This window comes from Pseudomonas khavaziana (assembly GCF_019145205.1).
Lineage (GTDB): Bacteria > Pseudomonadota > Gammaproteobacteria > Pseudomonadales > Pseudomonadaceae > Aquipseudomonas > Aquipseudomonas khavaziana.
In genome coordinates, this window is sequence record NZ_JAHSTT010000018.1 from 55,706 (window position 1) to 80,166 (window position 24,461).

Consider the following 24,461-nt stretch of genomic DNA (forward strand, 5'->3'; position numbering starts at 1 on the left):
CTCTCCTGCGCGCCACCTTCGGACCTCATCCTTGCTTGCAACTAAACAATTGCTACCCACAAGAATGATGAGGCACCGAACATGACCGACCAATACGAAAACCCCATGGGCCTGATGGGCTTTGAATTTATCGAATTCGCCTCGCCCACCCCGGGTACGCTGGAGCCGATCTTTGAGATCATGGGCTTCACCAAGGTGGCGACCCACCGTTCCAAGGATGTGCACCTGTATCGCCAGGGCGAGATCAACCTGATCCTCAATAACGAACCGGGCAGCCTGGCGGCCTACTTTGCGGCCGAACACGGCCCGTCGGTGTGCGGCATGGCGTTTCGCGTCAAGGATTCGCAGCAGGCCTACAACCGTGCCCTCGAACTGGGGGCCCAGCCGATCCACATCGAAACCGGCCCGATGGAGCTGAACCTGCCGGCGATCAAAGGCATCGGCGGTTCGCCGTTGTACCTGATTGACCGTTTCGGCGAAGGCAACTCGATCTATGACATCGACTTCGTCTACCTCGAAGGTGTTGACCGCAACCCGGTCGGCGCCGGCCTCAAGGTCATCGACCACCTGACCCATAACGTCTATCGCGGCCGGATGATCTACTGGGCCAATTTCTACGAGAAGCTGTTCAACTTCCGTGAAGCGCGTTATTTCGATATCAAGGGCGAATACACCGGCCTGACCTCCAAGGCCATGAGCGCGCCGGACGGCAAGATCCGCATCCCGTTGAACGAAGAATCCTCCAAGGGCGCCGGGCAGATCGAAGAGTTCCTGATGCAGTTCAACGGCGAGGGCATCCAGCACGTAGCATTCCTCACCGACGACCTGGTCAAGACCTGGGACGCGCTGAAGAAGATCGGTATGCGCTTCATGACCGCGCCGCCAGACACTTACTACGAAATGCTTGAGGGCCGCCTGCCAAACCACGGTGAGCCGGTCGACCAGCTGCAATCGCGTGGCATCTTGCTGGATGGTTCGTCGGTCGCCGGTGACAAGCGCCTGCTGCTGCAGATTTTCTCGGAAACCCTGATGGGGCCGGTGTTCTTTGAATTTATCCAGCGCAAAGGCGACGATGGGTTCGGCGAGGGCAACTTCAAGGCGCTTTTCGAGTCGATTGAGCGTGATCAGGTTCGTCGTGGTGTACTGACCGCCGACTGACTCACTGAATAAGCAAAAAGCCCGGGTTTATACCGGGCTTTTTCGTGTGTGTTGCATCGAGTTGCAATTTAGCGACGGTCAAACGGGAACAGATGTTTCACCAAATATCACATAAGGGCCGGGCGTAGGAAAAAACCTGCACCCTAATCTAGACGAGGCCCTCATATGAATTTGCGTATTCCTACTCGTACTACTCATCTGCCAAGGTTAGGCGCTCAGATCCTACCGCCGCAGCCTCGCCCCGTTGGCAATGTCCGCTCGACCAATGAAGGGGATCCGATCGATGTGGCGCGAAAGCGTTTCCTCGACGAAGGTGAATTACAGCACCTCAATGGTGATTTAACTGCCGACGAGCATCAGTTGATAAAGGCGGTGGTGAATCCAGACAAACCGGGGGCTCCTTTCGTGAGTGTCTCGACTTTTGCCGTCGATGGCGCTCAATCCCAAGACATGATGGTGATCAAGCGCGTGCCTGTAACGGAAGGGATGACTAATTTCATCGTGTATATGCCGGAGGATGAAGTCATGTCGTTCCACACGTTCGAAACCGCTGAAGAGATGACTGAATGGGTTAGGAATATGGCCCAAGACCCTGCCGAACTAGACCGATTAGCCGGGCACTTCTCTCACCCTGAAGCTCCCGGGCAGGAGGAGCGGGTCAGGGAGCAACTAAAGGAGTTTGGCAAGGATAATCAATCCAGCGTTGCGGTGGGAAGTTTTGGTCGAGAGCGCGATGATATTTTCGCGCGCTTGAACAGGGATGTAACGGTTCCGCCAGTGGAGGTCAACGGGCTATTCAACACCAGGCTTTTCAACCTCGCTTCCGATGGCAAAGCGACCTATGTCGGTACACGGGAGGATGGAGAACATGTCGTATATGATTACGATGCTTATGGGAACTTTCGTGGTGGCAGTGAGGACGGTTATTACTTCGTGAAAGACGGGCTGAACAGTAAAGAACCGCTCGGCGATCCCAGTTCAGAGTCCCCCGAAGAGTTCGCCAAACAGCATGTCGCGCGCCAGGCTCTGGAAAAGGCGGGACCTAATGACCTGAGTGACTTCTGGGCCTACCTCGTCAAGCAGCTCAGAAACCCGGGGCACGGTATAGGGACTGCATTGAAACAGTTTGGTGTTCCTGACGATATAGCCAATTCCATCGAAGAAATCGTGAAAAACCCCGTCACAGGAACGCTGCTTGAGCTGAACCACGACAATCGGCTCGGCAATGTGTTTGGTGTTGAGAAAGAGATGATGGATCAACACTTGGAAAATTTCGGTAATGAGGTCCAGAGCAATATCCCCCGCTACGGCACAGCGAGGGAAAACCTGAATACCTTAGCCGACGTCATCGAGAGCGTGGTCGGTACGTCCGAAGAGTTCACGACTCAGGTAATGACCTGAGGCCATCCCCCTGCAGTACGGAAGGGGTACGGATACCCCCGCAACCGGCACCCATTCCCAGTCTTTTACTCAAACCCGACGTTGACGCACCAAATGCTTGAACCCCTCATATACCAGCACCATCACCGCCAGCCAGATGGGAATGTAAGTCAGCCATTGGTCACCCTTGATGCCTTCTCCCAGCAATAGCGCCACCACCAGCAGTAACACCGGCTCCACGTAACTGAGCAGCCCGAACAAGCTGAATGCGAGCAAGCGACTGGCAATGATATAGCTCACCAGCGCCGAGGCACTGATCAAACCCAGCATCGGAATCAATGCATACAGCCTGGGGTGCACATCGAGCACGGCAAATCCCTGTTCGCCGCTCTGCACAAACCACCAAGCCACTGGCAGCATCAGCGCCATGTCCAGCCACAAGCCACCCAAGTGATCGGTGCTCAGGTACTTGCGCACAACGAAATACACTGGGTAACCGATGATCACCACCAGGGTCGCCCAGGAAAAACCACCGGCCTGATACAGCTCATTCAAAACGCCGAGCGCGGCCAGCACCACCGCAATCTGCTGCAGCCGCGACAAGCGTTCGCCGTACACCAAGCGCCCCGTCAGCACCATGGTCAGCGGCAACAGGAAATACCCCACCGATACATCCAGGCTGCGTCCATTCAGCGGCGCCCACATGAACAGCCACAATTGCACGCCCAGCAAGGCCGAAGAGGCCAGCCCCCCCCCGATCAGGCGCGGCTTGGTCGTGAGCATGCGCAGCAGCTCCCACACCCGTCGCCATTCACCGCTGACGATCATGAATACCGTCATGCAGGGCACGGTCAGCAACATTCGCCAGCCGAAAATCTCCAGGCCGCTCAAGGGCGTGAGCAGCGACGTGAAGTAATACATCACGGCAAACAACACCGAGGCCAATACCGATAACACTACACCTTTAGACACGCTGTCCTCGCGAAAGCCGATTCATATCCAGTTCCAAGGGCGGAGTATGGCGGTTTTTGCGAGAAATAGAATGTGGGAGGGGCGGGCGCCGATTCGACTTGCTCCTGATAGGCAGTGTGGCAGCTACAGATGAACCGATTGCAGCACCGCTACCGCGAGCAAGCCCCGCCCGCATTTTAATCTCCATGCATCAAGGAGACTTCAGCCAACTCGCCACGCCACACGGCCTGAGACGAAATGGCCGACATCGTTGAACCCCGGCGTGGATGAGTGCCCGGGTGTGACCAAGGAATCAATAAATGCCTCGTCTTCAGTCGTGATATTCACCGCCAGCGCGCCGGTGTACGCATCCCATTGCGCCTCGGTGCGTGGCCCGACAATCGCGGAACTCACCGCGCAATTGTTCAATACCCAGGCAATGGCAAACTCGACCATGCCCACGCCACGCCCTTGGGTGTATTGCTGGATCTGCTGGGCGATGCGCAACGACTCCATCCGCCATTCGGTTTCCAGGATGCGCTTGTCCTGGCGTGCGGCCCGGCTGCCGGGCTCGGGCGTTACGTCCGGCGCATATTTGCCGCTGAGCACCCCTCGGGCCAGCGGGCTATAGGGCACCACGCCCAACCCGTAGGCAGCCGCCGCGGTGATTTGCTCGACCTCGGCCTGGCGATTGACGATGTTGTACAGCGGCTGACTGATGACGGGTTTATCCACCCCAAGACGCTCGGCCACCCGAATCACCTCGGCGATACGCCAACCGCGGTAGTTGGACAGGCCCCAATAGCGGATCTTGCCTTGGCGGATCAGGTCACCGATGGCCGACACGGTCACTTCCAGCGGCGTGTCATGGTCTTCACGGTGCAGGTAGTAGATGTCCAGGTACTCGGTATCCAGGCGCCCAAGGCTGGCTTCCACGGCGTTGAAAATACGCTTGCGGTTCAAACCACTGCGGTTGGGCAAACCGTCGGCGGGTCCGAAGCCGACTTTGCTGGCCACGATCCAGTCCTGGCGATTGCGCGCAATGGCTTCGCCGACGATCTCTTCGGAGCGCCCGCCAGTGTAGACGTCGGCGGTATCAATAAAGTTGATGCCCTGGTCCCAGGCCTTGTCGATGATGCGCAGCGAGTCTTCGGTACTGGTCTGTTCGCCAAACATCATGGTGCCGAGGGTCAATGCGCTGACCTTCAACCCGGACTGGCCCAATGTGCGGTAAATCATGGAGAGCTCCTCATCGCAGGGAAACGTGAGTACTGCAATACCAGAACCGACGCCTCTGGAACAAGCCCTGGGCGCGTTTGTTCATGCACCCAGTAATGTCTGGCAGCGGGCCTGTAGAAAACGGTGCAGCACTTTCACCCGTTCCGACACTTGCAGACGGTGGGGGCACATCAGGTTGAAAGGGGTCGGCTCGCCCTGCCAGTCGGGCAGCAGCACTACCAGCCGACCGGCCTGGATATCACGGGCAATATCCAGATTGGCTTTATAGGCGATGCCGTGGCCCGCCAGCGCCCAGCGGCGGACGATTTCTCCATCGTCGCTGAGGTAATCGCCGCTGACGTCGACCTCCTGGAGCAGCGCGCCCTGGCGGAAGTACCACGTGCTATTGGCCTGCCCGCGGCGCATGTAACGCAACGTACTGTGCTGCGCCAAGTCTGCCGGCGTGCGTGGTGTGCCGTGGCGCGCGAGATATTCAGGGCTGGCGCAGGCCATGCGCTGGTGGCCGGGCACCACCGGCAACGCCACCAGGCTGGAGTCCCTTGGTACGCCAAAGCGCAGGGCAATGTCGACGGTATCGCGAAACAAGTCGGCATTGCTGTCGTTGAGCAGCAGTTGCAGGCGGATATTCGGGTGCTCAAGCTTGAACTCATCCAGCCAGCCCAGTAACACGTTGCGGCCGAAATCCGAAGGTGCCGCCAGCTGCAATAAACCGCTGAGGCTTTGGCCCTGTTGCTTGATGGCGTGTTCGCCCTCCGACAACGCTTCCAGCGCCACCCGCACGCTGTCCAGATAACGCCGGCCTTCTTCGGTCAGGCGCATGCTGCGGGTGGAACGGGCAAGCAAGCGGATACCGAGCCGTGTTTCAAGGCGCTTGAGGGCAATGCTGGCCGCTGCCGGTGTCAAGCCAAGCCCACGGGCGGCGGCTGTCAGGCTGCCGGTGTCGGCACTGCGCACAAAAACTTCAAGGTCGAGAATTGAACTCATTATTAAAAATCCTTTAAAGATCTTGTCGTTTTACCGGGATTTTTTGCTGATTGCCAAGCTGGGAAGATCAACGCTCACTTTCTCATCCAGGTAGTTCTCCCCATGACATCTTCCCTCAGCGGTAAAACCATCATCGTGATTGGCGGCAGCAGCGGCATCGGCGCCGCAGTGGCCCAGGCAGCCACCGCTCGCGGTGCGCGCGTGGTGCTGGCCGGGCGACGCTTGAACTCCGGCAGCGACAACGGTGTACGCAGTGAGCCGGTGGACGTCACCAACAGCGCGTCGTTGCAGCGCTTGTTCGAAACGGTGGGGCACTTTGACCACCTGGTCTACACCTCGGGGCCTTCGGTGCGGGCCAAGATCTTGAGCGAAACCGACCTTGACGAGGCCCAGGACAATTTCAATGTGAAACTCTGGGGCGCCCTACGTGCGATTCAACAGGCGCTGCCATTTTTGGGGGAGCACGGCAGCATCAGCCTGACTTCCGGTCAACTGGGGCGCAAGCTGGCAGCAGGGCAGCTCATCAAGACCGGCATCAACGCCGCGACCGAAGCCTTGGGCAAGCAACTGGCCAAGGAACTGGCGCCGCGTCGCGTCAATGTCATCAGCCCCGGCGTGATCGATACCCCAGCCTATGCCGGCTTGGCCGAAGAGCAGCGTTTGGCGATGTTTGCCAAGACCGGCGAGGTATTGCCGGTTGGCCGGGTAGGGCAGGCTGAAGAAGTGGCGGCGGGGTATGTATTGGCCATGGAGAACGGCTTCATGACCGGCGCCGTTATCGATATCGATGGCGGCGGTTTGCTGTAGACACAGGCCAAAGTGTGGGAGGGGGCTTGCCTCGATGGCGGTGGTTCAGTCACAGATGCGCTCACTGACACTAAATCCCCTCTCACATTAAACCGAGTCAGGCCTTCAAGGTCCGCGTCATGCGCAACGCCAGCACACTACCGGCGACAATCACTGCCGCCAGCAGGTACAGCGCCACATCCGTGGACCCGGTGGCGTCTTTCACAAACCCCACGATATACGGACTGAGAAAGCCCGCCATCTGCCCCATGGAGTTGATCAACGCCAGGCCACCCGCCGCGGCACCTGCGCTGAGCATGGCGGTAGGCACCGGCCAGAACATCGGCAGGCCGGTAAGGGCGCCCATGGTAGCGATGGTCAGGCCGAGGATGGCGATGGCCGGTGTGGTGGCGAAGTTCACCGCAATCACCAGGCCGATGGCACCCATCAGCATTGGCACCACCAGGTGCCAGCGACGTTCCTTGCGCAAGTCGGCCGAGCGGCCTACCAGCAACATGAACACTGCCGCCAACAGATACGGGATCGCACTGAGCCAGCCAATCACCAGGTTATCGCTGAAACCCAGGTTCTTGATGATTGATGGCAGCCAGAAGTTGATCGCATACACGCCGCTCTGGATGCAGAAGTAGATCAGGCCAAATGCCCAGATCGCAGGGTTCTTGAACACTTCGGCCAGGGAGTCGCTGGTGGTGCCGGGCTTATTCGCCAGGTCCGTAGCGTGGTCGGCTTCCAGCACCTGCCGTTCATGGGGCTTGAGCCACTTGGCGTTGGCAAAGCTGTCACTGAGCAGGAAGTAGGCGAGGGCGCCGAGGATCACGGTCGGGATGCCTTGCAGCAGGAACATCCACTGCCAGCCCGCCAAGCCGCCTTGATTGGCGGCAAAGTGGTTGAGAATCCAGCCGGAAAACGGGCTGCCGAGCAAACCGGACACCGGGATCGCCGACATGAACAGCGCCATGATCCGCCCACGGCGGAACGTCGGAAACCACTGCGATAGGTACAGCACCACACCGGGGAAGAAACCGGCTTCAGCGGCACCGGTAAACAGGCGCAACGTGTAGAAATGCGTCGGCGTGGTCACAAACAGCAGGCAGGTAGACAGCGTGCCCCACACGATCATCATCAGTGCGATCCAGCGCCGTGGGCCGAACTTGGTCAGCGCCAGGTTGCTCGGCACGCCACACAGCACGTAGCCGATAAAGAAAATCCCGGCCCCCAGGCCGTATACGGTTTCGCTGAACTTCAACGCATCGAGCATCTGCAGCTTGGCAAAGCCAACGTTTACCCGGTCCAGGTAGTTGAACAGATAGCAGATAAAGATGAAGGGGATCAGGCGCAGGGTGATGCGCTTGTAGATGGCGTTTTTATCGTCATCGCTGGCCAGTGCGGCAGTGGCGCTCTGTGACATGGGAATCTCTCTTTATTATGATTTTTCGCGGTGCGAGGTTAACGTTGACCGCCCCGACAGTCTCGATGACGTGATGGGCGACTGTCTTTGTGCTGGCGCACAGTGAAGCAGGCTTTGCGCTGTGCCAGTGAACAACCTGTTTTAGGAAATTAGCCCCATGTTCGAGCTCGATCACGCCTTGGCCCAGGAGATTGTCGATCGCACCATGGCCATCCTGCCCCATAACGTCAACGTCATGGACAGCCAGGGCCTGATCCTTGGCAGCGGCGAGCCGGAACGCATCAATACCCGCCATGAAGGCGCGCAACTGGTCCTGGCCAATGGCCGGGTGGTGGAGATCGATGGGCAGACTGCCAAGCATCTCAAGGGCGTGCAGCCGGGCATCAACCTGCCGTTGCTGCATGATCAACGCCTGATCGGTGTGCTGGGCATCACCGGTGAACCGGACGGGCTGCGCACCTATGCCGAACTGGTGCGCATGACCGCTGAAATGCTGGTCAGCCACCGCCACCAGCAAGCCGAACAGCAATGGCGGCGCCAGCGCTGCGATGATCTGCTGGCCCTGCTGCTGGCCGACGGTGGCGACTCACCACGCCTGGTGGACGAAGCCCGGCAACTGGGCCTCAAGCCGCAGCTGTCGCGCACGCCGTACCTGTTCGAGCTGGGCACGGGCCAAACGGCGGAAGACTTGAGTACATGGCTCACCAGCCGTTACCCGGACAGTTGGTGCGTCAGCCCCGCGCAGTTTTCCCTGCTGTGGTGCCGACCCGCCGCGTTGCAGGTCGACAACCCCCGCCTGCTGGAAAAACTCGACGGCCTGGGTTGGAACATCCTGCGCGTTGCCATTGGTGGGCAAGCGGAGGGCTTGGCGGGGCTGCGCCGTTGTTATCGCCGGGTGGGCGATCTACTTGCGTATGGCCGCGATATCCTCCCGCAAATGCGGCTGTTGACCCTCAACCGTTATCGTCTGCCGGTCATGCTCTGGCGTCACCGCCATGACGATGCCCTGGACGAACTGCTCAACCCTTTGCGCAAAGTGCTGGCCAAGGACAGCAACGGGCAACTGCTCGCCACCCTGCGCAGTTGGTGCGAACACGACGGGCAAAGCCAGGCCTGCGCAGACGCGCTGGGCATTCATCGCAATAGCCTGCGTTATCGCATGGAACGCATTGCTGAACTCAGCGGCGTGGACCCGTTGACGCTCGATGGCATGCTGGCCTTGTACCTGGGCGTGCAGTTGTTGCCCCAGGCTTTGTAGAAATGACCAACAAACCCTGTCCGCATCTGTGCAATTGACCGGCGTCATTACCCCAGCCAACTGGCAGCATGGGCATTATAAAAACCGGAGAAAGCCCATCATGAAGATCATCATCGCTCCCGACTCATTCAAGGACAGCCTCAGTGCTGCAGGCACTGCCCAGGCCATTGCCGAAGGGTTGGCCCAAGTCTGGCCGGATGCGCAGTTGGTCGAGTGCCCTATGGCCGATGGGGGTGAAGGAACGGTGGACGCCGTGCTTGCCGCTTGCAACGGCGAGTTGCGCCAGCAAGTGGTGCAAGGGCCATTGGGTGGCACCGTTGAGGCGCGGTGGGGCTGGTTGGCCGACAGCCACACCGCAATGATCGAAATGGCCGAGGCCAGCGGCTTGCAACTGGTCGCGCCGGAGCAACGCGACGCGTGTTCCAGCACCACTTACGGTACCGGTGAATTGATCCGTGCCGCCCTGGACGCCGGGGCGCAACGCATCATCCTGGCGATTGGCGGCAGTGCCACCAATGATGGCGGGGCGGGAGCGATGCAGGCCCTTGGCGTGCAACTTTTCGACGCTGAAGGACAGCTACTGCCCCCGGGTGGGCTGGCGTTGACGCGCCTGTCGAGTATCAGCCTCGTATCGTTGGACCCACGCCTGGCCCAGGTGCGCTTTGAAATTGCCGCCGACGTCAACAACCCGCTGTGCGGCCCCCACGGCGCCTCGGCGATTTTCGGCCCGCAAAAAGGTGCGAGCCCCGAGCAAGTGGCCCAACTGGACGCCGCCCTCGGCCACTTCGCCGATCACTGCGCCCAAGTGCTGGCCAACGACGTGCGCGACCAACCCGGCAGCGGCGCCGCCGGCGGCCTGGGTTTCGCCGCCAAGGCCTTTCTCGGTGCACAGTTCCGCCCAGGGGTGGAGGTGGTGGCCGAACTGGTCGGCCTTGATGACGCCGTACGCGGCGCCGACCTGGTCATCACCGGTGAGGGCCGCTTCGACGCCCAGACCCTGCGCGGCAAGACCCCGTTTGGTGTGGCGCGCATCGCCCAGCGCCATGGCGTGCCGGTTATCGTGATCGCCGGCACGTTGGGCGAGGGTTACGAGCAGATGTATGCCCATGGCGTGGATGCGGCATTTGCCTTGCCGTCGGGGCCGATGAGCCTGGAGCAGGCCTGCCGTGAGGCTCCGCGTCTATTATGTGAGCGAGCTGCGGACATCGCACGCGTTTGGCGCCTTGCATCTAATCACTAACCCCACGCGCTAACCGCCGCACCCACTGTGCCTGAAACTCCAGCTGCGCCTCTGCGGGCTGCTGCAACTGCACAAATTCCAGCATCGGATCGTCCACCTCTGTGCGCACGCCGCTCAATTCTTCAAGGGTCGCCAACCCACAAAACGGTACACCAGGCCGTGGCGTTGGCCCAGCCAATTCAACGCGGTGCCGTTGGCAGGGTCACGCATATCAATGATCACTGCTTGACCTGGCTTGGCATGCACCTGCGCAACAGTGACGTCCAGATGGCGGATCGACTGCCAGTCCGCCAGATAGCCCGGTGGCAAATGGTGCAGGTAGCTGCTGTGCTCTTCCGGCAAACCGTCGATCACCGCTGCGCGGCCCCACCAGGCGCTATCGAACGCCAGCAACTGGCTTAGCCGCCTCAAGGCGTGGTGTTGAAAATGCTCGAGGTCCTGATGCTGGGCCAGGCGCTGCAGGTCCAGGGCCTGGGCTGAGTATCGGTGCTGTCAGGTTTGATCGCCATCGTTCAGATGCAGGAGGGTGCGGTTGACGATGTGGGAAAGTTCCGGGCTCGTCAGACGTACAGCTTTGCTTCTAAACTGGCCGGCCACGTGTTTTTCATAGGATGAAACGCAATGCACGCACCTGAACCCCATATCGTGATCCAGCGCTTTACCGAGGCCCACCTTGAGGGCGTCACCGCGCTCTACAACGAACCGGCCGTGTGCCGTCAGGTGCTGCAAATGCCTTTCCAGTCCGTTGAGGCCTGGCGCAAACGTCTGGTGATGGATAATGAGCGGCGGCTACAGTTGGTAGCGTTGCATGGCGGTGAGGTCATTGGTCAGCTGGGGTTGGAGCAGTACCTGCGCGTACGCCAGAGTCATGTGGGTTCGTTTGGCATGGGCGTGTCGACTGCCTGGCAGGGCAAGGGAGTAGGCTCGCGGCTGTTGACGGCCGCGCTGGATGTGGCAGACAACTGGATGAACCTGCACCGCGTGGAACTGACGGTCTACGCCGACAACGAGGCGGCGCATAACCTTTATCGCAAGTTCGGCTTCGAAGTGGAGGGAACATTGCGCGATTACGCCCTGCGTGACGGTGTATTTGTCGACACCCTGAGCATGGCGCGCCTGCGCCGGTCGGTTTAACTCGATAAGCAAAGACATCTTCACAACTGACCGTGCTGACTCGCAGCTTACTCTTGCTCTTGCTCTTGCCGTTGTTCTGTTTTTGATCTTGATCCTGGCCGCCCCGCGTCATGGATGGCGCGGGGCGCCGCTCCAGAATCCACGGCGGATTACGGGCACGCCGAGCCGAAGCGAGGTGACGATGTAATAGCACCGACCAGACAAGCCGAGCGCAGTTATTAAATAAGGAAAAGCCTAAAGCGTGTCGTGCGCGCGGGAATTAACGGTCAAATAATTACTTGCAGTCGTGCTGGAACCCGTTGTGTGTAGCTGACACTAACGTGAGCACATGAATGATGCGCCTAGCCTAACGTTGTGGAGTGAAGAAAAACCGTGAGCACCAACTTAAATATTTCCTATGCGCAACATCATCTTACCAATCCTGTGCACCGGAACATTGCAGATATTCTTGATAAAAACCGTCGTGGTGGCGACGGCCTGAAAGATGGAAAACCTACATTGTCCTCCGAGCAGGTAGTCGAGACGTCAATCCGTGCGGGAGGGCATTCTCAGTCCCTGCCGGCTGGGCAAGACGCAGTTGTCACTTATGATTTTGCCGACACCGCGCAGTCCAACACTGAAGGCCAAGCCATTGGCCAGTTCTCCGACGGCCAGAAAAATGCCGTCCGTGAGACCCTGGCACATTTCAGCGACGTGGCGAACGTCAAATTCAAAGAGTCCGCGATGACCTCGTCCAACCATATGCAGTTCAAAGTTGAGGACAGTCTTTTCGATTGGAAAGATCCGTTTTACGTGTCCTCAAACAATGAAGAAGGGGCGCCTTCGCAGGTGCCCTTACTGCGCCGTCACGCGCAAGAACTGGAGCAACCCAACAACTACGGCAGTCATGTCGTCGCCAAGGCTGCGGCTTTTAAACTGGGGCTTCCCTCGACGGCCAGCGTCGCGCCGGGAACCGAATATGCAGAAGATTCCCTGGCTTACTCGCTGCGCAGCCCCAAGTTGGAAGCACGCTCAGGCATGCAGTTTTGGAAGCACTCATTGGAGAATAAATACTCCAGCGCACCGATGATGGATGATATCGCCACCCTTCAAAAACTCCATGGCCCAAATAATGAAACACGCTCGGGAAATACCACCTATGGATTTAATTCGACCGCCGACCGTGATCTATTCAAGTTAAACACGGAGAACGATTTTCCGGTATTTTCCGTATGGGACGCTGGCGGCGAGGATACGCTCGATTTCTCCGGTTATAAGGACAATCAGGTCATCAACTTAACGCCGGGAAGTTTTTCCAATGTGGGCGGCGGAGTGGGCAATGTTTCCATTGCACCAGGATCCATGATTGAAGTTGCTAAGGGTGGGCAGGGCGACGATATTATTATTGGCAATTCAGCAGATAACGAGCTATTTGGTAACGATGGCAACGATACGCTCTACGTCGAGGCAAACTCCGGTTATAACCAGTTATGGGGTGGGGCAGGCAAAAATACCTTTGTTATTGGGGCGGGCGATCCATCGGCTGAAACGAATCTCATCGAATTGCAGGACTTTGTCAGTGGTCGGGACAAGTTGGATGTATCAGCGCTTAAAGCTGCGAGTGGCCGCGACGAGATCAGGGTTGTTTCTGAGTTCTCCGGTCGCGGCGGCGAAGCGAACATGGAATATTTTCCAGCCGCCAACATTACGTGGCTACGATTTGATATCAACGGCGACAAAGAAATCGATGCGATGATCAGTGTAAGTGGAAAAATCGAGCTAACCGATATCCAGGCCTGACCAGCCAAGCCTTAATCCGCCAAGGCAAACGCCACCGCAGCCCGCGCGTGCAGGGCGGTGCTGTCCAGCAAGGGCAGGTTGCTGTGTTCGGGCTGGATCAGCAGGCAGATTTCCGTACAGCCCAGGATGATCGCCTGGGCACCGCGAGCGGCCAGGCCTTTGATCACACGCTGATAAGTCTGGCGAGAGGCGTCACGAATGAGCCCCACGCACAACTCTTCATAGATGATTCGATGGACCTCCCTGCGCGCATCCGAATCCGGCACCAGCACAGTCAGACCCTGGGCGGCGAGGCGGGACTTGAGAAAATCCTGCTCCATCGTAAATGCGGTGCCGAGCAAGCCTACCGTCAAGGTTCCGGCCTCCACGGCCGCGGCCGCGGTGGCGTCGGCGATATGCAGGAATGGAATCGACACCGCCGCTTCAATACGTGGTGCCACCAAGTGCATGGTGTTGGTACACAACACCACGCACTCGGCACCCCCTGCCTGCAAACGGCGCGCGGCGTCTTCGAGGATGAGCGCGGTATCGTCCCAGCGCCCTGCATGCTGGGCCTGCTCCACCGGGCCAAAGTCGACGCTGTACATCAGGATCTGCGCAGACCGCAGCGGGCCGAGTCGGTCGCGCACCTGCTGGTTAATAATGCGGTAATACTCGGCGCTGGACTCCCAGCTCATGCCGCCGATAAGGCCGATGGTGCGCATGCGATTCTCCGGAAAGGGGATGTGGCGTCACCTTACCCATTTTTCGCCGCTCCGCCACCGCGTTCCGACAATGAACAGTTACGCACACATGCTCTCGCCTGGGCGCAGCAATGGCGTCGCCTTCTGGCTGAGTACCCTTCGTTCGATACACCTGCCTTACATTCCCTTTGAGGCATGGGCTGATGTTTAGCCATACGCCAGGCCGCGGCATCTGCCATGATCACGCTTCGCAACCTGGCTCACCCAAGGAAATCCGCAATGGACGATGTACAGCAACTGGGCGAGATGCTTCGTCACTACGCCGATAGTGAAGCGCATAAAAAACAGCAATTTGACCTGCAGTCGGCGCGTTGGGCGCAGAAGCTCGGGGAGTTGTTCCAGCAGATTGAACAATGGCTGGAGCCGGTAAAGACTGTGGGTTTGCTGGACGTTCAGCGTGAGGCCTACACTGCCAGCGGCCCGAGTGTGCCGGTGGAGAGTTCGCCGTTCAAGAGCGAAAAACTCAGCGTGCATATCACCGGCAAAAGCGTTGAGTTCGTGCCGGACGTCATGGGCGCCGGCGGTTTGATTTCGGTAGCGGTAATGGGGCTCACCGCTGCGCGCCATGGCAGCGTGTCGTTGGTACTGCCGGCCGATAAGAACGATTGGCTGTGGAAGAAAACCAACGGCCTCAAAGACCCCGACACCTTCGGTTTCGATGCCAACTTCCTGGCCTCGCAGTTGCAGAGCCTGATCCCACGCGAGCGAGCCTGACCTGCACGCTTTAATCGCAGGTAAATAACTCATGACTGGCAACGCGTTAAATTAGGTGTATTTGCCAAGCATTGGCTATACCTACAACTCATTCATCACGATGATGGTCGCCAGGGAGTTCCACGATGAAGCTAGGGCTAATGATCAGCACGCTATGCGTCGCCTCACTCGGCATGGCCGGTTGCGCGAGCAAGGTGCCGCAACCGGACGAGTACTCAGGGTTCCTTTCCAATTACAGCCAGCTCAAGGAGGCCAAGTCGCCGTCAGGGGCCGAGGTGATGCGCTGGGTTGACCCCCAACTGGACCTGAGCCGGTACACCTCGGTGTATATCGAACCCACCCAGTTCTACCCCAAGCCCCAAGCCACCACGAAGATTCCGGACAGCACCTTGCGCGGCATCAACGACTACTTTAACCAGGCCCTAAAGCGCGAGCTGGCCAAGTCGCTCCCCCTGGCCAATGCTCCCGGCCCCGGCGTGATGGTCGTGCGCGCGGCGATCACCGCCGTCAGCAGCAAGACCGAGAGCCTCAAACCCTATGAGTTCGTGCCCGTGGCCCTGGTTGCGGCGGCGGTAAGTACCGGTACCGGGATTCGTGACCAGGAAACAACCCTGGGCACCGAGGCGCAGTTCCTCGATGGCGCCAGCAATAAAGTGGTGGCCCAGGTGGTACGTAAAGGCACCGGCAAGCCATTGGCCAATGACTCGCAGGTGATGAAGGCCGACGATGTAAAAAGCGTGATCGATGGCTGGGCCGCGGACCTGCATCAATCCTATCTGCGCCTGAAAAAGCGCTGACCCAGCCGGCCCGTGGTGTTACTTCAGCGGTGTCAGCGGGGGCAGCTTCCACTGGCCGTTACCCACCTCGGGCTTGGGCAGGTAGATGCGCAAGATCGCATAGAACGGGCCGGGCGGGGCCGGCAACCAATTGCTCTGTTCCGCCTTCGGTGGCTCGTGGTGTTGTAAAGCCAGGGTCAGGCCACCGTCGGCGTCACGCTTGAGAGCCGGTAGCATCCGCGAGTTGATCAGGTAGCGCTTCTTGTGGTTGGGCACCAGCAGTTTGGTCTTGCCGTCATACATCGTCAGCGACCAGAACGCATCGGCCGGTGGCAACTGATCCTTGGCGAAGTGCAGGGTATAGCTGTGGCGCGCGCCATTGGCTGGCTTGCCTTCGCTGTCGAGGAGGTAGGTCAGGTAAGCGGCTTCATCGCTGGAATTGCCGAACATGCCCATTTCGGCGCCGGCGTAGCGGTACAGGTAGTTGTTCTGCAGGCGGTCGCGACTGCCGTACAAGTCACCGCGCGGCACCTGGTGGGTGTCGATCTTGTCTTTCTTGAATGCTGCAAACTCAGCCCGGGCATCGGCAATGCCTTCTTCCAGGGCTTTGCGCTGCTCCTTGCTCAACTGGTTGACCTTGAATGGCGCGCCCGGGGCGATACCTATCCTGGCAAAGCGCGCCAGCAGGTCTTTTTCGCTGTCCTGGGGGGCGGCGAAGGACAGCATGAAGTTCAGGTAGCGAAACAGCTGCGGGCCTTCGGTCATGGTCGCCATCGGCTTGGGCCAGTCGATCTTCGCCGCCTTGGCTGGGGCGGGCTGCTTCACATAGCTGCTCAGGGACTGGACTGTGTAGCCGCTCTGGATCTGTTTGACCTTGCCCACATCCTTGTCGCCAAACAACTGCGTGCGGTACAGGGCGTAGGCGATGTTGCCCTCGCTGTAGACCACGCGGTCGATGTCCACCGGTTGCTGACCTTTCCAGTCCGGGCCGGCGACCATGTAGTGGCCGCCGTTATTGCCGGTGCTGCGGGTGCCTAGATAGGCTGTGTTCTGGGTATAGAGGTCGACCAATTGAACCGAGTAGTAACGATCGTCTTCGATCTTGGGCAGGCTCAGCACCAATGGCTCTCTGCGCAAGTCCATCCATACGAAAGAGTAGGGCGTGTCGACGTTTGGGGTGGCGACTGCCGTGTCCTTGGGTGTGCTCAACTGGGCGGCGTGGCCGATATGGTTGAACGGCGCCTTGAAGTTGGCACCGCCTTTATCAACGGCCTGGGTGTAGAGCGTCTTGTACATCTGCACCACCGGGAAGCCGTACAGGTAGGCCTCCTTGGCGATGGCACGGGCTTCACTGGGACTGGCGGTAAAGTCGGCCCAGGCGCCGGTACTGATGACAATCGAGAGGCTCGCCAACAGCAGGCGCGTCGGTTTTCCAATCATGTTGTAGCGTCCTTCCAGAGTGCTTTTAAGGGGGCGTGGGGGCAAGGCGCTGAGTTTCCAGTTTTATTGGCCGCACGTCACGTTAATCCCTGCGACGCTTTTCAGCCTCGTCGGGCGCTTACTCACAGAAGGTCGGGGCTTTAAGGAAGAAATCAGGCCCCGGGCAGCATGGATTTGACCTTGTCACGCAATTGATCAATCGAAAACGGCTTGCCGATGACCTGCATCCCGGCCGGCACGTCGATGTTTTCGGCATAGCCGCTGGCAAACAGGATGGGCAGGGCTGGGCGCAATTTGCGGACTTTGTTCGCCAGTTCCTTGCCGTCCATATCCGGAAGGCCAACATCGGTCATCATCAGGTCGATCACCTGCCCGGTGTTTTGTACGGCTGTAAGCGCCTCAGCAGCGTCAGCCGCCTCAACCACCTTGAACTCCAATTCTTCCAGCACATCGACGATCAGCATGCGCACGATGGCGTCGTCTTCGACTACGAGGATGGTGGAGGCGGGTGCGGACATGGTGGATATTCCTGAAAAGTGAGAGCGTAGGGCTTAAAGGCGACTTGATTGTGAGTGACGGCAATGCCAGCAAGTTCCGCAGCAATTGATGGCATTGTGAACGCTGGACGAGCGAATGTCCCGCCAGCTAGTCCTTAAGGCGTCAATTGGATAAGAACCGTGCGGTTGGCGTTCTTTTTACCCGTCGCCGATGTTTCTTGCCGTCGTACCTCGTAGAAAAATAGCGTTCAGGCGCCACTTTGGGGCAAACTCCCGGTTTTTCCGTATTTGGCCAAGGCATGCCCATGACTCCCGCGTCGTCCGTCGATGAAAAGAGCTTCCGTACCCTGTTGAGCCGAAACGTGGCCTTGCCCTTGGGCGTGGGCGTGCTCAGCGCGGTGTTTTTCGTCTGCCTGATTACCTATTTGCTCTCGGTGATCCAGTGGGTGGAGCACACCGACCGAGTCATCAATAACCTCAATGAGTCGTCCAAGCTGACGGTGGACCTGGAAACCGGCATGCGCGGTTTCCTGATTACCGGCGACGAGCATTTCCTCGACCCCTACGAGGTTGCCAAGCCGCGGATCATTGCCGATCTGCGCAATTTGCAAGGCTTGGTGGCGGACAATCCCCAGCAGGTCGACCGCCTCAAGCGTCTGGAAGCGTTGCAGGACGAATGGAACAAGTACGCCCAGTCGATGATTGATATGCAGCGCCAGAACGGCGACTACCGCGATGCGGTCAAGGCGGGCCGTGGCAAGCGCCTGACGGACGAGATCCGCAAGGAGTACGACGATGCGGTGGCGATGGAGCAGCAATTCCGTATCACCCGTAACGAAGAAGTCACTCGCACGACAGTGATCAGCGTCACCCTGTACCTGGTATTCGTACTGGGGCTGAGCGGCTTTCTTGCGTACATCGGTAGAAAAAATTTACTTTCCCTTTCAGAAAGTTACAGCGCAAACCTCGCGTCCCAACAGAAGATTGCGCGACGCCTCGAGCGCCAAGCCTGGCTGCGCAATGGGCAGACCGAGCTGGCCGAACAAGTATTGGGCCAACTGACCCTGAACATGCTGGGGCGCAATATCCTGCAGTTCTTCGCCCAATACATGGGCTCGGCCGTCGCGGCGCTGTACGTGCGCGAAGAGCACGGCGGCCTCAAGCGCGTGGCCACCTATGGCTTCTCCCGCGAGCAGGAACGACAGGAGCAGTCGATCTACAGCGACGAGGGCATCGTGGGCCAGGCTGCCCAGCTGGATCGCCTGATTCGCCTGGACGATGTGCCAGTGGATTATTTCAAGGTCAGCTCCGGCCTGGGCGAAGGCGCTGCCCGCAGCGTGCTGGTGATGCCCACCAGCGATGAGGATCGCGTCAATGGTGTGGTCGAGCTGGGTTTCCTGCGTGCGCTGGATGAGCGTGATGTCGAACTGCTGGAGCTGATCGCCGGCAACATCGGTACTTCCATCGAAGCCGCCCGTTATCGTCAGCGCTTGCAGGAAGTGCTGGCCGAGACCCAGCAGCTCAACGAAGAGCTGCAGGTGCAGCAGGAAGAACTCAAGACCGCCAACGAAGAGCTGGAAGAACAGTCGCGTATCCTCAAGGAGTCCCAGGCCCACCTGGAGACCCAGCAGGCCGAACTGGAGCAGACCAACGAGCAGTTGGCCGAACAGACCCAGACCCTGGCCGAGCAGCGCGACGCCATGGACCGCAAGAACGTCGAGCTGAACCAGGCCCAGCTCGAGCTGGAAGACCGCGCCGATGAGCTGCAGCGTTCCAGTAAATACAAATCCGAATTCCTCGCCAACATGTCCCACGAGCTGCGGACACCGCTCAACAGCTCGTTGATCCTGGCCAAGCTGCTGGCGGAGAACCCCCAGGAAAACCTCAGCGCCGAGCAGGTCAAGTTTGCCGAGTCGATCTACTCGGCCGGCAATGACTTGCTCAACCTGATCAACGACATCCTGGACATTTCCAAGGTCGAGGCCGGCAAGCTGGAAGTGCGCCCGGAGAACTCCAGCGTGGTGCGTCTGGTGGACGGCCTGCGCGGCATGTTCGAGCCGCTGGCGGCGGATCGCAAGCTGGGTTTCCAGGTGGATGTGCAGGAAGGCTCGCCGACCCTGCTGTTTACCGATCGCCAGCGCCTGGAGCAGATCCTCAAGAACCTGTTGTCCAATGCGATCAAGTTCACCGAACAGGGCGAGGTCAGCCTGACGGTGTCCCGTGCGCCAGGGGAGGGCATTGCCTTTACCGTGCGCGACTCCGGTATCGGCATTGCCCCGGACCAGCAGGAAAGCATCTTCGAAGCCTTCCGCCAGGCCGATGGCACCACCAATCGCCGCTATGGCGGCACCGGCCTGGGCCTGTCGATTTCCCGCGACCTGGCCACCTTGCTGGGCGGCTACATCAGCGTGACCAGTGAGCCGGGCAAAGGCAGCATCTTTACCCTGGTACTACCTGAGCAGTACGTGGAACGTGAAGAGGATGCTGCGCCTGTGGAGCAACCACGCCAAGCCGCGGTCGTGCCTGCCCCCGCGCCAGTGCGGGTTGCCCCACTGCCGATGGCCGACACCCAGCAGATTCCACGCTTTGCCGATGACCGCGAAAAGGCTCCGTTCAGCACCCGGTGCATCCTGGTGGTGGAAGATGAGCCGAACTTTGCGCGCATCCTGTTCGACCTGGCCCATGAACTGGGCTACCACTGCTTGGTCGCCCACGGTGCCGACGAAGGCTATAGCCTCGCCGAGGAATACATCCCCGACGCGATCCTGCTGGACATGCGCCTGCCGGACCACTCCGGGCTGACGGTGCTGCAGCGTCTCAAGGAACACGCCAATACCCGCCACATCCCCGTGCACGTGATTTCCGTGGAAGATCGCGTCGAAGCCGCCATGCACATGGGCGCCATCGGTTATGCGGTCAAGCCCACCACCCGCGAAGAGCTCAAGGATGTGTTCGCACGCCTGGAGGCCAAGCTGACCCAGAAGGTCAAGCGCGTACTGCTGGTGGAAGACGATGACCTGCAACGCGACAGCATTGCCCGCTTGATCGGCGACGATGACATCGAGATCACTGCCGTCGGCTTCGCCCAGGAAGCTCTCGACCTGCTGCGCAACAATATCTACGACTGTATGATCATCGACCTCAAGCTGCCAGACATGCTCGGCAACGAGCTGCTCAAGCGCATGGCCACCGAGGACATTTGCTCGTTCCCACCGGTAATCGTCTACACCGGGCGCAACCTGACCCGCGATGAAGAGGCCGAACTGCGCAAGTATTCGCGATCGATCATCATCAAGGGCGCCCGCTCCCCTGAGCGCTTGCTGGACGAAGTGACACTCTTTCTGCACAAAGTCGAATCGCAGCTGTCCCATGACCGCCAGAAGATGCTCAAGACTGCCCGCAGTCGCGACAAGGTCTTCGAAGGGCGCAAAATCCTGCTGGTCGACGACGATGTACGCAATATCTTCGCCCTGACCAGCGCCCTGGAGCACAAAGGCGCCGTGGTGGTGATCGGGCGAAACGGCCGCGAAGCCATCGACAAGCTCAATGAAGTCGAGGATATCGACCTGGTGCTGATGGACGTGATGATGCCGGAGATGGACGGTTACGAGGCCACCGCCTTGATCCGCCAGGACCCGCGCTGGAAAAAACTGCCGATCATTGCAGTAACGGCCAAGGCCATGAAGGACGATCAGGAACGCTGCCTGGCAGCAGGCTCCAATGACTACCTGGCCAAACCGATCGATCTGGACCGTCTGTTCTCACTGATTCGCGTATGGCTACCGAAGATGGAACGTATTTAAGTGGAGCAGTGTTATTTGGACAAAAGCAGCGATATTGAGCTGCGCCTGTTGATCGAGGCGATTTACCTCAAGTACAGCTACGACTTTCGCGACTACTCTGGCGCGTCGGTCAAGCGGCGGGTGGCCCATGCCTTGCGCCAGTTCGACTGTGCGACCATTTCCGCACTGCAGGAACGTGTACTGCACGACCCGGCAGCGTTCATGCAATTGCTGCAGTTCCTGACCATCCCGGTGAGCGAGATGTTTCGCGACCCGTCGCACTTCCTGGCCATCCGCCAGGAAGTCGTGCCGCTGCTCAAGACCTACCCGTCGATCAAGATCTGGATCGCCGGTTGCAGCACGGGGGAGGAGGTTTACTCCATGGCCATCCTGCTGCGTGAAGAAGGCTTGCTGGAGCGCACCATCATCTACGCCACCGACATCAACCCGGCATCGTTGGAGAAAGCCAAGCAGGGCATCTTTTCCCTGGAGAATGTACGTGCCTACACCGCTAATTATCAGCAGGCCGGCGGGCAGCGTTCATTTGCCGACTACTACACAGCAGCTTACGATTACGCGATCTTCGACAAGACACTGCGCGAGAACGTGACGTTTGCCGATCATAGTCTGGCGACCGACAGTGTTTTTTCAGAAACTCAGTTAATTTCATGCCGCAACGTGCTGATTTATTTCAATAAAAAGTTGCAGGATCGCGCGTTTGGATTGTTTCATGAGTCACTGTGTCATCGCGGCTTCCTGGTGCTGGGCAGCAAGGAAACCCTGGATTTTTCTGCCTACAGCAAGCAATTCGAGCCCTTGGTCAAACAGGAACGGATCTACCGAAAATCATGAGCGACGCGCCAGACACCCCGATTCAAGGGATTGAAGCCATCGTCGTCGGCGCTTCCGCTGGCGGCGTCGAGGCGCTGCTGACAATTTTCGGCCAACTGCCAAACACCTTCGCCTTGCCGATCATTGCCGTGCTGCACCTGCCGGATGAACGCCGCAGCCAACTGGCGGAGGTCTTTGCGCGGCGCCTGAACATCCCAGTCAAGGAAGCCCGGGATAAAGAGGCCGTGGAGGCGGGCACCTTGTACTTTGCCGGCCCCGGTTATCACTTGTCGGTGGAGCATGACCGCAGTCTGTCCCTGAGCCAGGAAGATCGCGTGCACCACTCAAGGCCTGCCATCGACTACCTGTTTGCCTCGGCTGCTGACGTGTATGGGCGCCGCCTGCTGGCGATCCTGTTGACCGGCGCCAACCAGGACGGCGCGAGCGGCCTGGCCCACGTCAAGCAGTCGGGAGGCACCACCGTCGTCCAGGACCCACAGGAGGCGCGCATTGCCGTGATGCCACTGGCTGCCCTGGCCTTACACACACCCGACCATATTCTTTCCTTGGGCCGTATCGGCTCATTGCTGGCTTCCCTGGAACCCTTCCCATGTTAAGTACTGTCCAGGCCAAACTGCTGATCGTCGACGATCTGCCGGAAAACCTGCTGGCCCTTGAAGCGCTGATCAAGCGCGAGGATCGCCAGGTGTTCAAGGCATTGAGTGCCGATGAGGCCTTGTCCCTGTTGCTGGAACACGAATTCGCCATGGCCATCCTCGACGTGCAGATGCCCGGCATGAACGGGTTCGAGCTGGCCGAACTGATGCGCGGCACCGAAAAAACCAAGAACATCCCGATCGTGTTCGTCAGCGCCGCCGGCCGCGAACTCAATTACGCCTTCAAGGGCTATGAAAGCGGCGCCGTAGACTTCCTGCACAAGCCGCTGGATATCCACGCGGTAAAGAGCAAGGTCAACGTGTTCGTCGACCTGTATCGCCAGAGCAAGGCGATGAAGCTGCAAGTGGAAGAGCTGGAGCGCAGCCGCCGCGAGCAGGAGCTGTTGCTGACGCGTCTGCAGGCCACCCAGGCCGAACTGGAGCAGGCGGTGCGCATGCGTGACGACTTCATGTCGATTGTCGCCCACGAAGTGCGCACGCCCCTTAACGGGCTGATCCTGGAGACCCAGCTGCGCAAGATGCACCTGGCCCGGGACAACGCCGCCGCGTTTACCCTGGACAAGATGCACGCCATGGTCGACCGCGATGAACGCCAGATCCAGAGCCTGATCCGCCTGATCGAAGACATGCTCGACGTGTCGCGTATTCGCACCGGCAAGCTGTCGATCCGTCCGGCCCGTTTTGACCTGGCCCAACTGGTGCGCAACCTGGTGCAGAATTTCGCACCGCAGGTGGCCGCCGCCGAATCATCCATGCAGTTGCAGGCCGACAGCGCGGTGGAAGGCAATTGGGATGAATTCCGGATCGAGCAGGTGATCACCAACCTGTTGACCAATGCCCTGCGCTACGGGGCCAAGAGCCCGGTGGAAGTGCGGGTGTATAGCGAGCATGGCGAAGCACGGGTAGAGGTGCGTGACCATGGCATCGGTATCAGCGAAGAGAACCAGAAGCGTATTTTCCAGCAGTTCGAGCGGGTTTCCGCCAGCCACGTGGCGGCGGGCCTGGGCCTGGGGTTGTTTATTTCCGAGCAGATCGTGGCGGCCCACGGCGGCACCATTGAGGTCGAGAGCCAGATAGGCGAAGGCGCGCTGTTTCGCGTGTGCCTGCCCCTTGAGGCGTGCGAGTGAAATCAATCGTCACTTCGACGCAACCTCTGCGTGACCCTATGGTCGTAACTGCAGCTATTGACCGGACAAAGGCTTCCCATGAGTGAAGATGCACAAGATGTCGTACTGATCGTCGAGGACGACGAATCCATTATGTTTGTGCTGGGTGAGTACCTGGCAGGTTTGGGTTACCGGGTCTTGAAGGCGATCGATGGGGAGCAGGCCTTCCAGATCCTCGCGACCAAGCCGCACCTGGACCTGATGGTCACCGACTATCGCCTGCCGGGCGGGATTTCCGGGGTGCAGATCGCCGAACCTGCGATCAAGTTGCGCCCGGAATTGAAAGTGATCTTTATCAGTGGCTACCCACAGGAAATTCTCGACTGCAACAGCCCGATCACGCGCAACGCACCGATCCTGGCCAAGCCGTTCGACCTGGATACATTGCAGGAGCATATCCAGCGCTTGTTGGCGTAATCCGCTCAATGCCATCCATTCAATGTCTGGCCGCGCAGGTTCTTCCCGGTACGCCGTGAAGAACCTGGGCAGTGTTTTCT

The 24,461-nt window shown here is 59.2% G+C and carries 21 protein-coding genes and 2 pseudogenes; 14 read left to right on the forward strand and 9 right to left on the reverse strand.

All coding sequences use genetic code 11. The annotated features are described in order from the left end of the window. The first annotated feature begins 81 nt into the window (after positions 1–81). Positions 82–1,158: a 4-hydroxyphenylpyruvate dioxygenase gene (gene hppD / locus KVH01_RS27385; RefSeq protein WP_057023914.1), complete on the forward strand. Its 1,077-nt coding sequence runs from the start codon at positions 82–84 to the stop codon at positions 1,156–1,158. Positions 1,159–1,323: 165 nt separating this feature from the next. After that, entirely contained in the window at positions 1,324–2,559 is a 1,236-nt protein-coding gene (locus KVH01_RS27390; protein ID WP_225924399.1) for a dermonecrotic toxin domain-containing protein, read from the forward strand. A gap of 69 nt (positions 2,560–2,628) precedes the next feature. Here KVH01_RS27390 and rarD read toward each other — a convergent pair whose 3' ends face one another. From rarD to KVH01_RS27405, 3 genes are all read right to left on the reverse strand, one after another. After that, positions 2,629–3,510, reverse strand: coding sequence for an EamA family transporter RarD (gene rarD, locus KVH01_RS27395; RefSeq protein ID WP_217883591.1), 882 nt, complete (start codon positions 3,508–3,510; stop codon positions 2,629–2,631). A gap of 201 nt (positions 3,511–3,711) precedes the next feature. After that, positions 3,712–4,728, reverse strand: a complete 1,017-nt coding sequence (locus KVH01_RS27400) for an aldo/keto reductase (RefSeq protein WP_217883592.1) — start codon at positions 4,726–4,728, stop codon at positions 3,712–3,714. An 81-nt stretch (positions 4,729–4,809) separates the two neighbouring features. Then, the gene (locus tag KVH01_RS27405) at positions 4,810–5,712 is read right to left on the reverse strand and encodes a LysR family transcriptional regulator (protein ID WP_217883593.1); all 903 of its coding nucleotides are present in this window, start codon (positions 5,710–5,712) and stop codon (positions 4,810–4,812) included. 102 nt (positions 5,713–5,814) lie between these two features. Between KVH01_RS27405 and KVH01_RS27410 the strand changes: the two genes are divergently transcribed. Further along, positions 5,815–6,519, forward strand: coding sequence for an SDR family oxidoreductase (locus KVH01_RS27410; RefSeq protein ID WP_217883594.1), 705 nt, complete (start codon positions 5,815–5,817; stop codon positions 6,517–6,519). A 97-nt stretch (positions 6,520–6,616) separates the two neighbouring features. Here KVH01_RS27410 and KVH01_RS27415 read toward each other — a convergent pair whose 3' ends face one another. Next, positions 6,617–7,927: an MFS transporter gene (locus tag KVH01_RS27415; RefSeq protein WP_217883595.1), complete on the reverse strand. Its 1,311-nt coding sequence runs from the start codon at positions 7,925–7,927 to the stop codon at positions 6,617–6,619. A gap of 157 nt (positions 7,928–8,084) precedes the next feature. Between KVH01_RS27415 and KVH01_RS27420 the strand changes: the two genes are divergently transcribed. After that, positions 8,085–9,185, forward strand: coding sequence for a sugar diacid recognition domain-containing protein (locus KVH01_RS27420; RefSeq protein ID WP_217883596.1), 1,101 nt, complete (start codon positions 8,085–8,087; stop codon positions 9,183–9,185). A 100-nt stretch (positions 9,186–9,285) separates the two neighbouring features. Further along, positions 9,286–10,425: a glycerate kinase gene (locus KVH01_RS27425; protein ID WP_217883597.1), complete on the forward strand. Its 1,140-nt coding sequence runs from the start codon at positions 9,286–9,288 to the stop codon at positions 10,423–10,425. On the opposite strand, the pseudogene KVH01_RS30150 reads toward KVH01_RS27425, so the two are convergent. Both KVH01_RS30150 and KVH01_RS27430 read right to left on the reverse strand, forming a co-directional pair. Further along, positions 10,415–10,576, reverse strand: a pseudogene (locus KVH01_RS30150) (class II histone deacetylase); the annotation flags it as partial. The gene KVH01_RS27425 and the pseudogene KVH01_RS30150 overlap by 11 nt on opposite strands. Before the next feature lie 2 nt (positions 10,577–10,578). Beyond that, positions 10,579–10,893: pseudogene (locus KVH01_RS27430) on the reverse strand (helix-turn-helix transcriptional regulator); the annotation flags it as partial. A 153-nt stretch (positions 10,894–11,046) separates the two neighbouring features. Between KVH01_RS27430 and KVH01_RS27435 the strand changes: the two are divergent. Together KVH01_RS27435 and KVH01_RS30510 are read left to right on the forward strand one after the other, a co-directional pair. Next, positions 11,047–11,559 carry a GNAT family N-acetyltransferase gene (locus KVH01_RS27435; protein ID WP_217883598.1) on the forward strand — a complete coding sequence of 171 codons (513 nt, stop codon included), beginning with the start codon at positions 11,047–11,049 and terminating at the stop codon, positions 11,557–11,559. Between the two features lie 372 nt (positions 11,560–11,931). Next, complete coding sequence (locus KVH01_RS30510; protein WP_217883599.1) at positions 11,932–13,338, forward strand: M10 family metallopeptidase C-terminal domain-containing protein; 1,407 nt, start codon at positions 11,932–11,934, stop codon at positions 13,336–13,338. An 11-nt stretch (positions 13,339–13,349) separates the two neighbouring features. Here KVH01_RS30510 and KVH01_RS27445 read toward each other — a convergent pair whose 3' ends face one another. Then, on the reverse strand, positions 13,350–14,042 hold the full coding sequence (locus tag KVH01_RS27445; protein WP_217883600.1) for an aspartate/glutamate racemase family protein: 693 nt from the start codon (positions 14,040–14,042) through the stop codon (positions 13,350–13,352). Positions 14,043–14,300: 258 nt separating this feature from the next. On the opposite strand from KVH01_RS27445, the gene KVH01_RS27450 reads away from it, so the two are divergent. Both KVH01_RS27450 and KVH01_RS27455 read left to right on the forward strand, forming a co-directional pair. Further along, positions 14,301–14,795, forward strand: a complete 495-nt coding sequence (locus KVH01_RS27450) for a hypothetical protein (protein ID WP_217883601.1) — start codon at positions 14,301–14,303, stop codon at positions 14,793–14,795. A gap of 125 nt (positions 14,796–14,920) precedes the next feature. Then, on the forward strand, positions 14,921–15,592 hold the full coding sequence (locus tag KVH01_RS27455) for a DUF3313 domain-containing protein (protein ID WP_217883602.1): 672 nt from the start codon (positions 14,921–14,923) through the stop codon (positions 15,590–15,592). An 18-nt stretch (positions 15,593–15,610) separates the two neighbouring features. Here KVH01_RS27455 and KVH01_RS27460 read toward each other — a convergent pair whose 3' ends face one another. Beyond that, positions 15,611–17,011: a DUF1254 domain-containing protein gene (locus KVH01_RS27460; protein ID WP_217883603.1), complete on the reverse strand. Its 1,401-nt coding sequence runs from the start codon at positions 17,009–17,011 to the stop codon at positions 15,611–15,613. Between the two features lie 152 nt (positions 17,012–17,163). Then, positions 17,164–17,529, reverse strand: a complete 366-nt coding sequence (locus KVH01_RS27465; protein WP_043049919.1) for a response regulator — start codon at positions 17,527–17,529, stop codon at positions 17,164–17,166. Positions 17,530–17,813: 284 nt separating this feature from the next. Between KVH01_RS27465 and KVH01_RS27470 the strand changes: the two genes are divergently transcribed. The 5 genes from KVH01_RS27470 (at position 17,814) to KVH01_RS27490 (ending at position 24,381) form a co-directional block, all read left to right on the forward strand. Next, entirely contained in the window at positions 17,814–21,311 is a 3,498-nt protein-coding gene (locus KVH01_RS27470; RefSeq protein ID WP_217883604.1) for a response regulator, read from the forward strand. Next, complete coding sequence (locus tag KVH01_RS27475; protein WP_200893582.1) at positions 21,312–22,142, forward strand: CheR family methyltransferase; 831 nt, start codon at positions 21,312–21,314, stop codon at positions 22,140–22,142. It begins immediately after the preceding gene. Beyond that, a complete protein-coding gene (locus KVH01_RS27480; RefSeq protein ID WP_043049921.1) occupies positions 22,139–22,738 on the forward strand; it encodes a chemotaxis protein CheB in 600 nt (199 codons plus the stop codon). Before KVH01_RS27475 ends, KVH01_RS27480 begins: the two co-directional genes overlap by 4 nt. Then, the gene (locus tag KVH01_RS27485; RefSeq protein ID WP_217883605.1) at positions 22,732–23,925 is read left to right on the forward strand and encodes a hybrid sensor histidine kinase/response regulator; all 1,194 of its coding nucleotides are present in this window, start codon (positions 22,732–22,734) and stop codon (positions 23,923–23,925) included. Before KVH01_RS27480 ends, KVH01_RS27485 begins: the two co-directional genes overlap by 7 nt. 78 nt (positions 23,926–24,003) lie before the next feature. Further along, the gene (locus KVH01_RS27490; protein WP_043049923.1) at positions 24,004–24,381 is read left to right on the forward strand and encodes a response regulator; all 378 of its coding nucleotides are present in this window, start codon (positions 24,004–24,006) and stop codon (positions 24,379–24,381) included. The last annotated feature ends 80 nt before the right edge of the window (positions 24,382–24,461 follow it).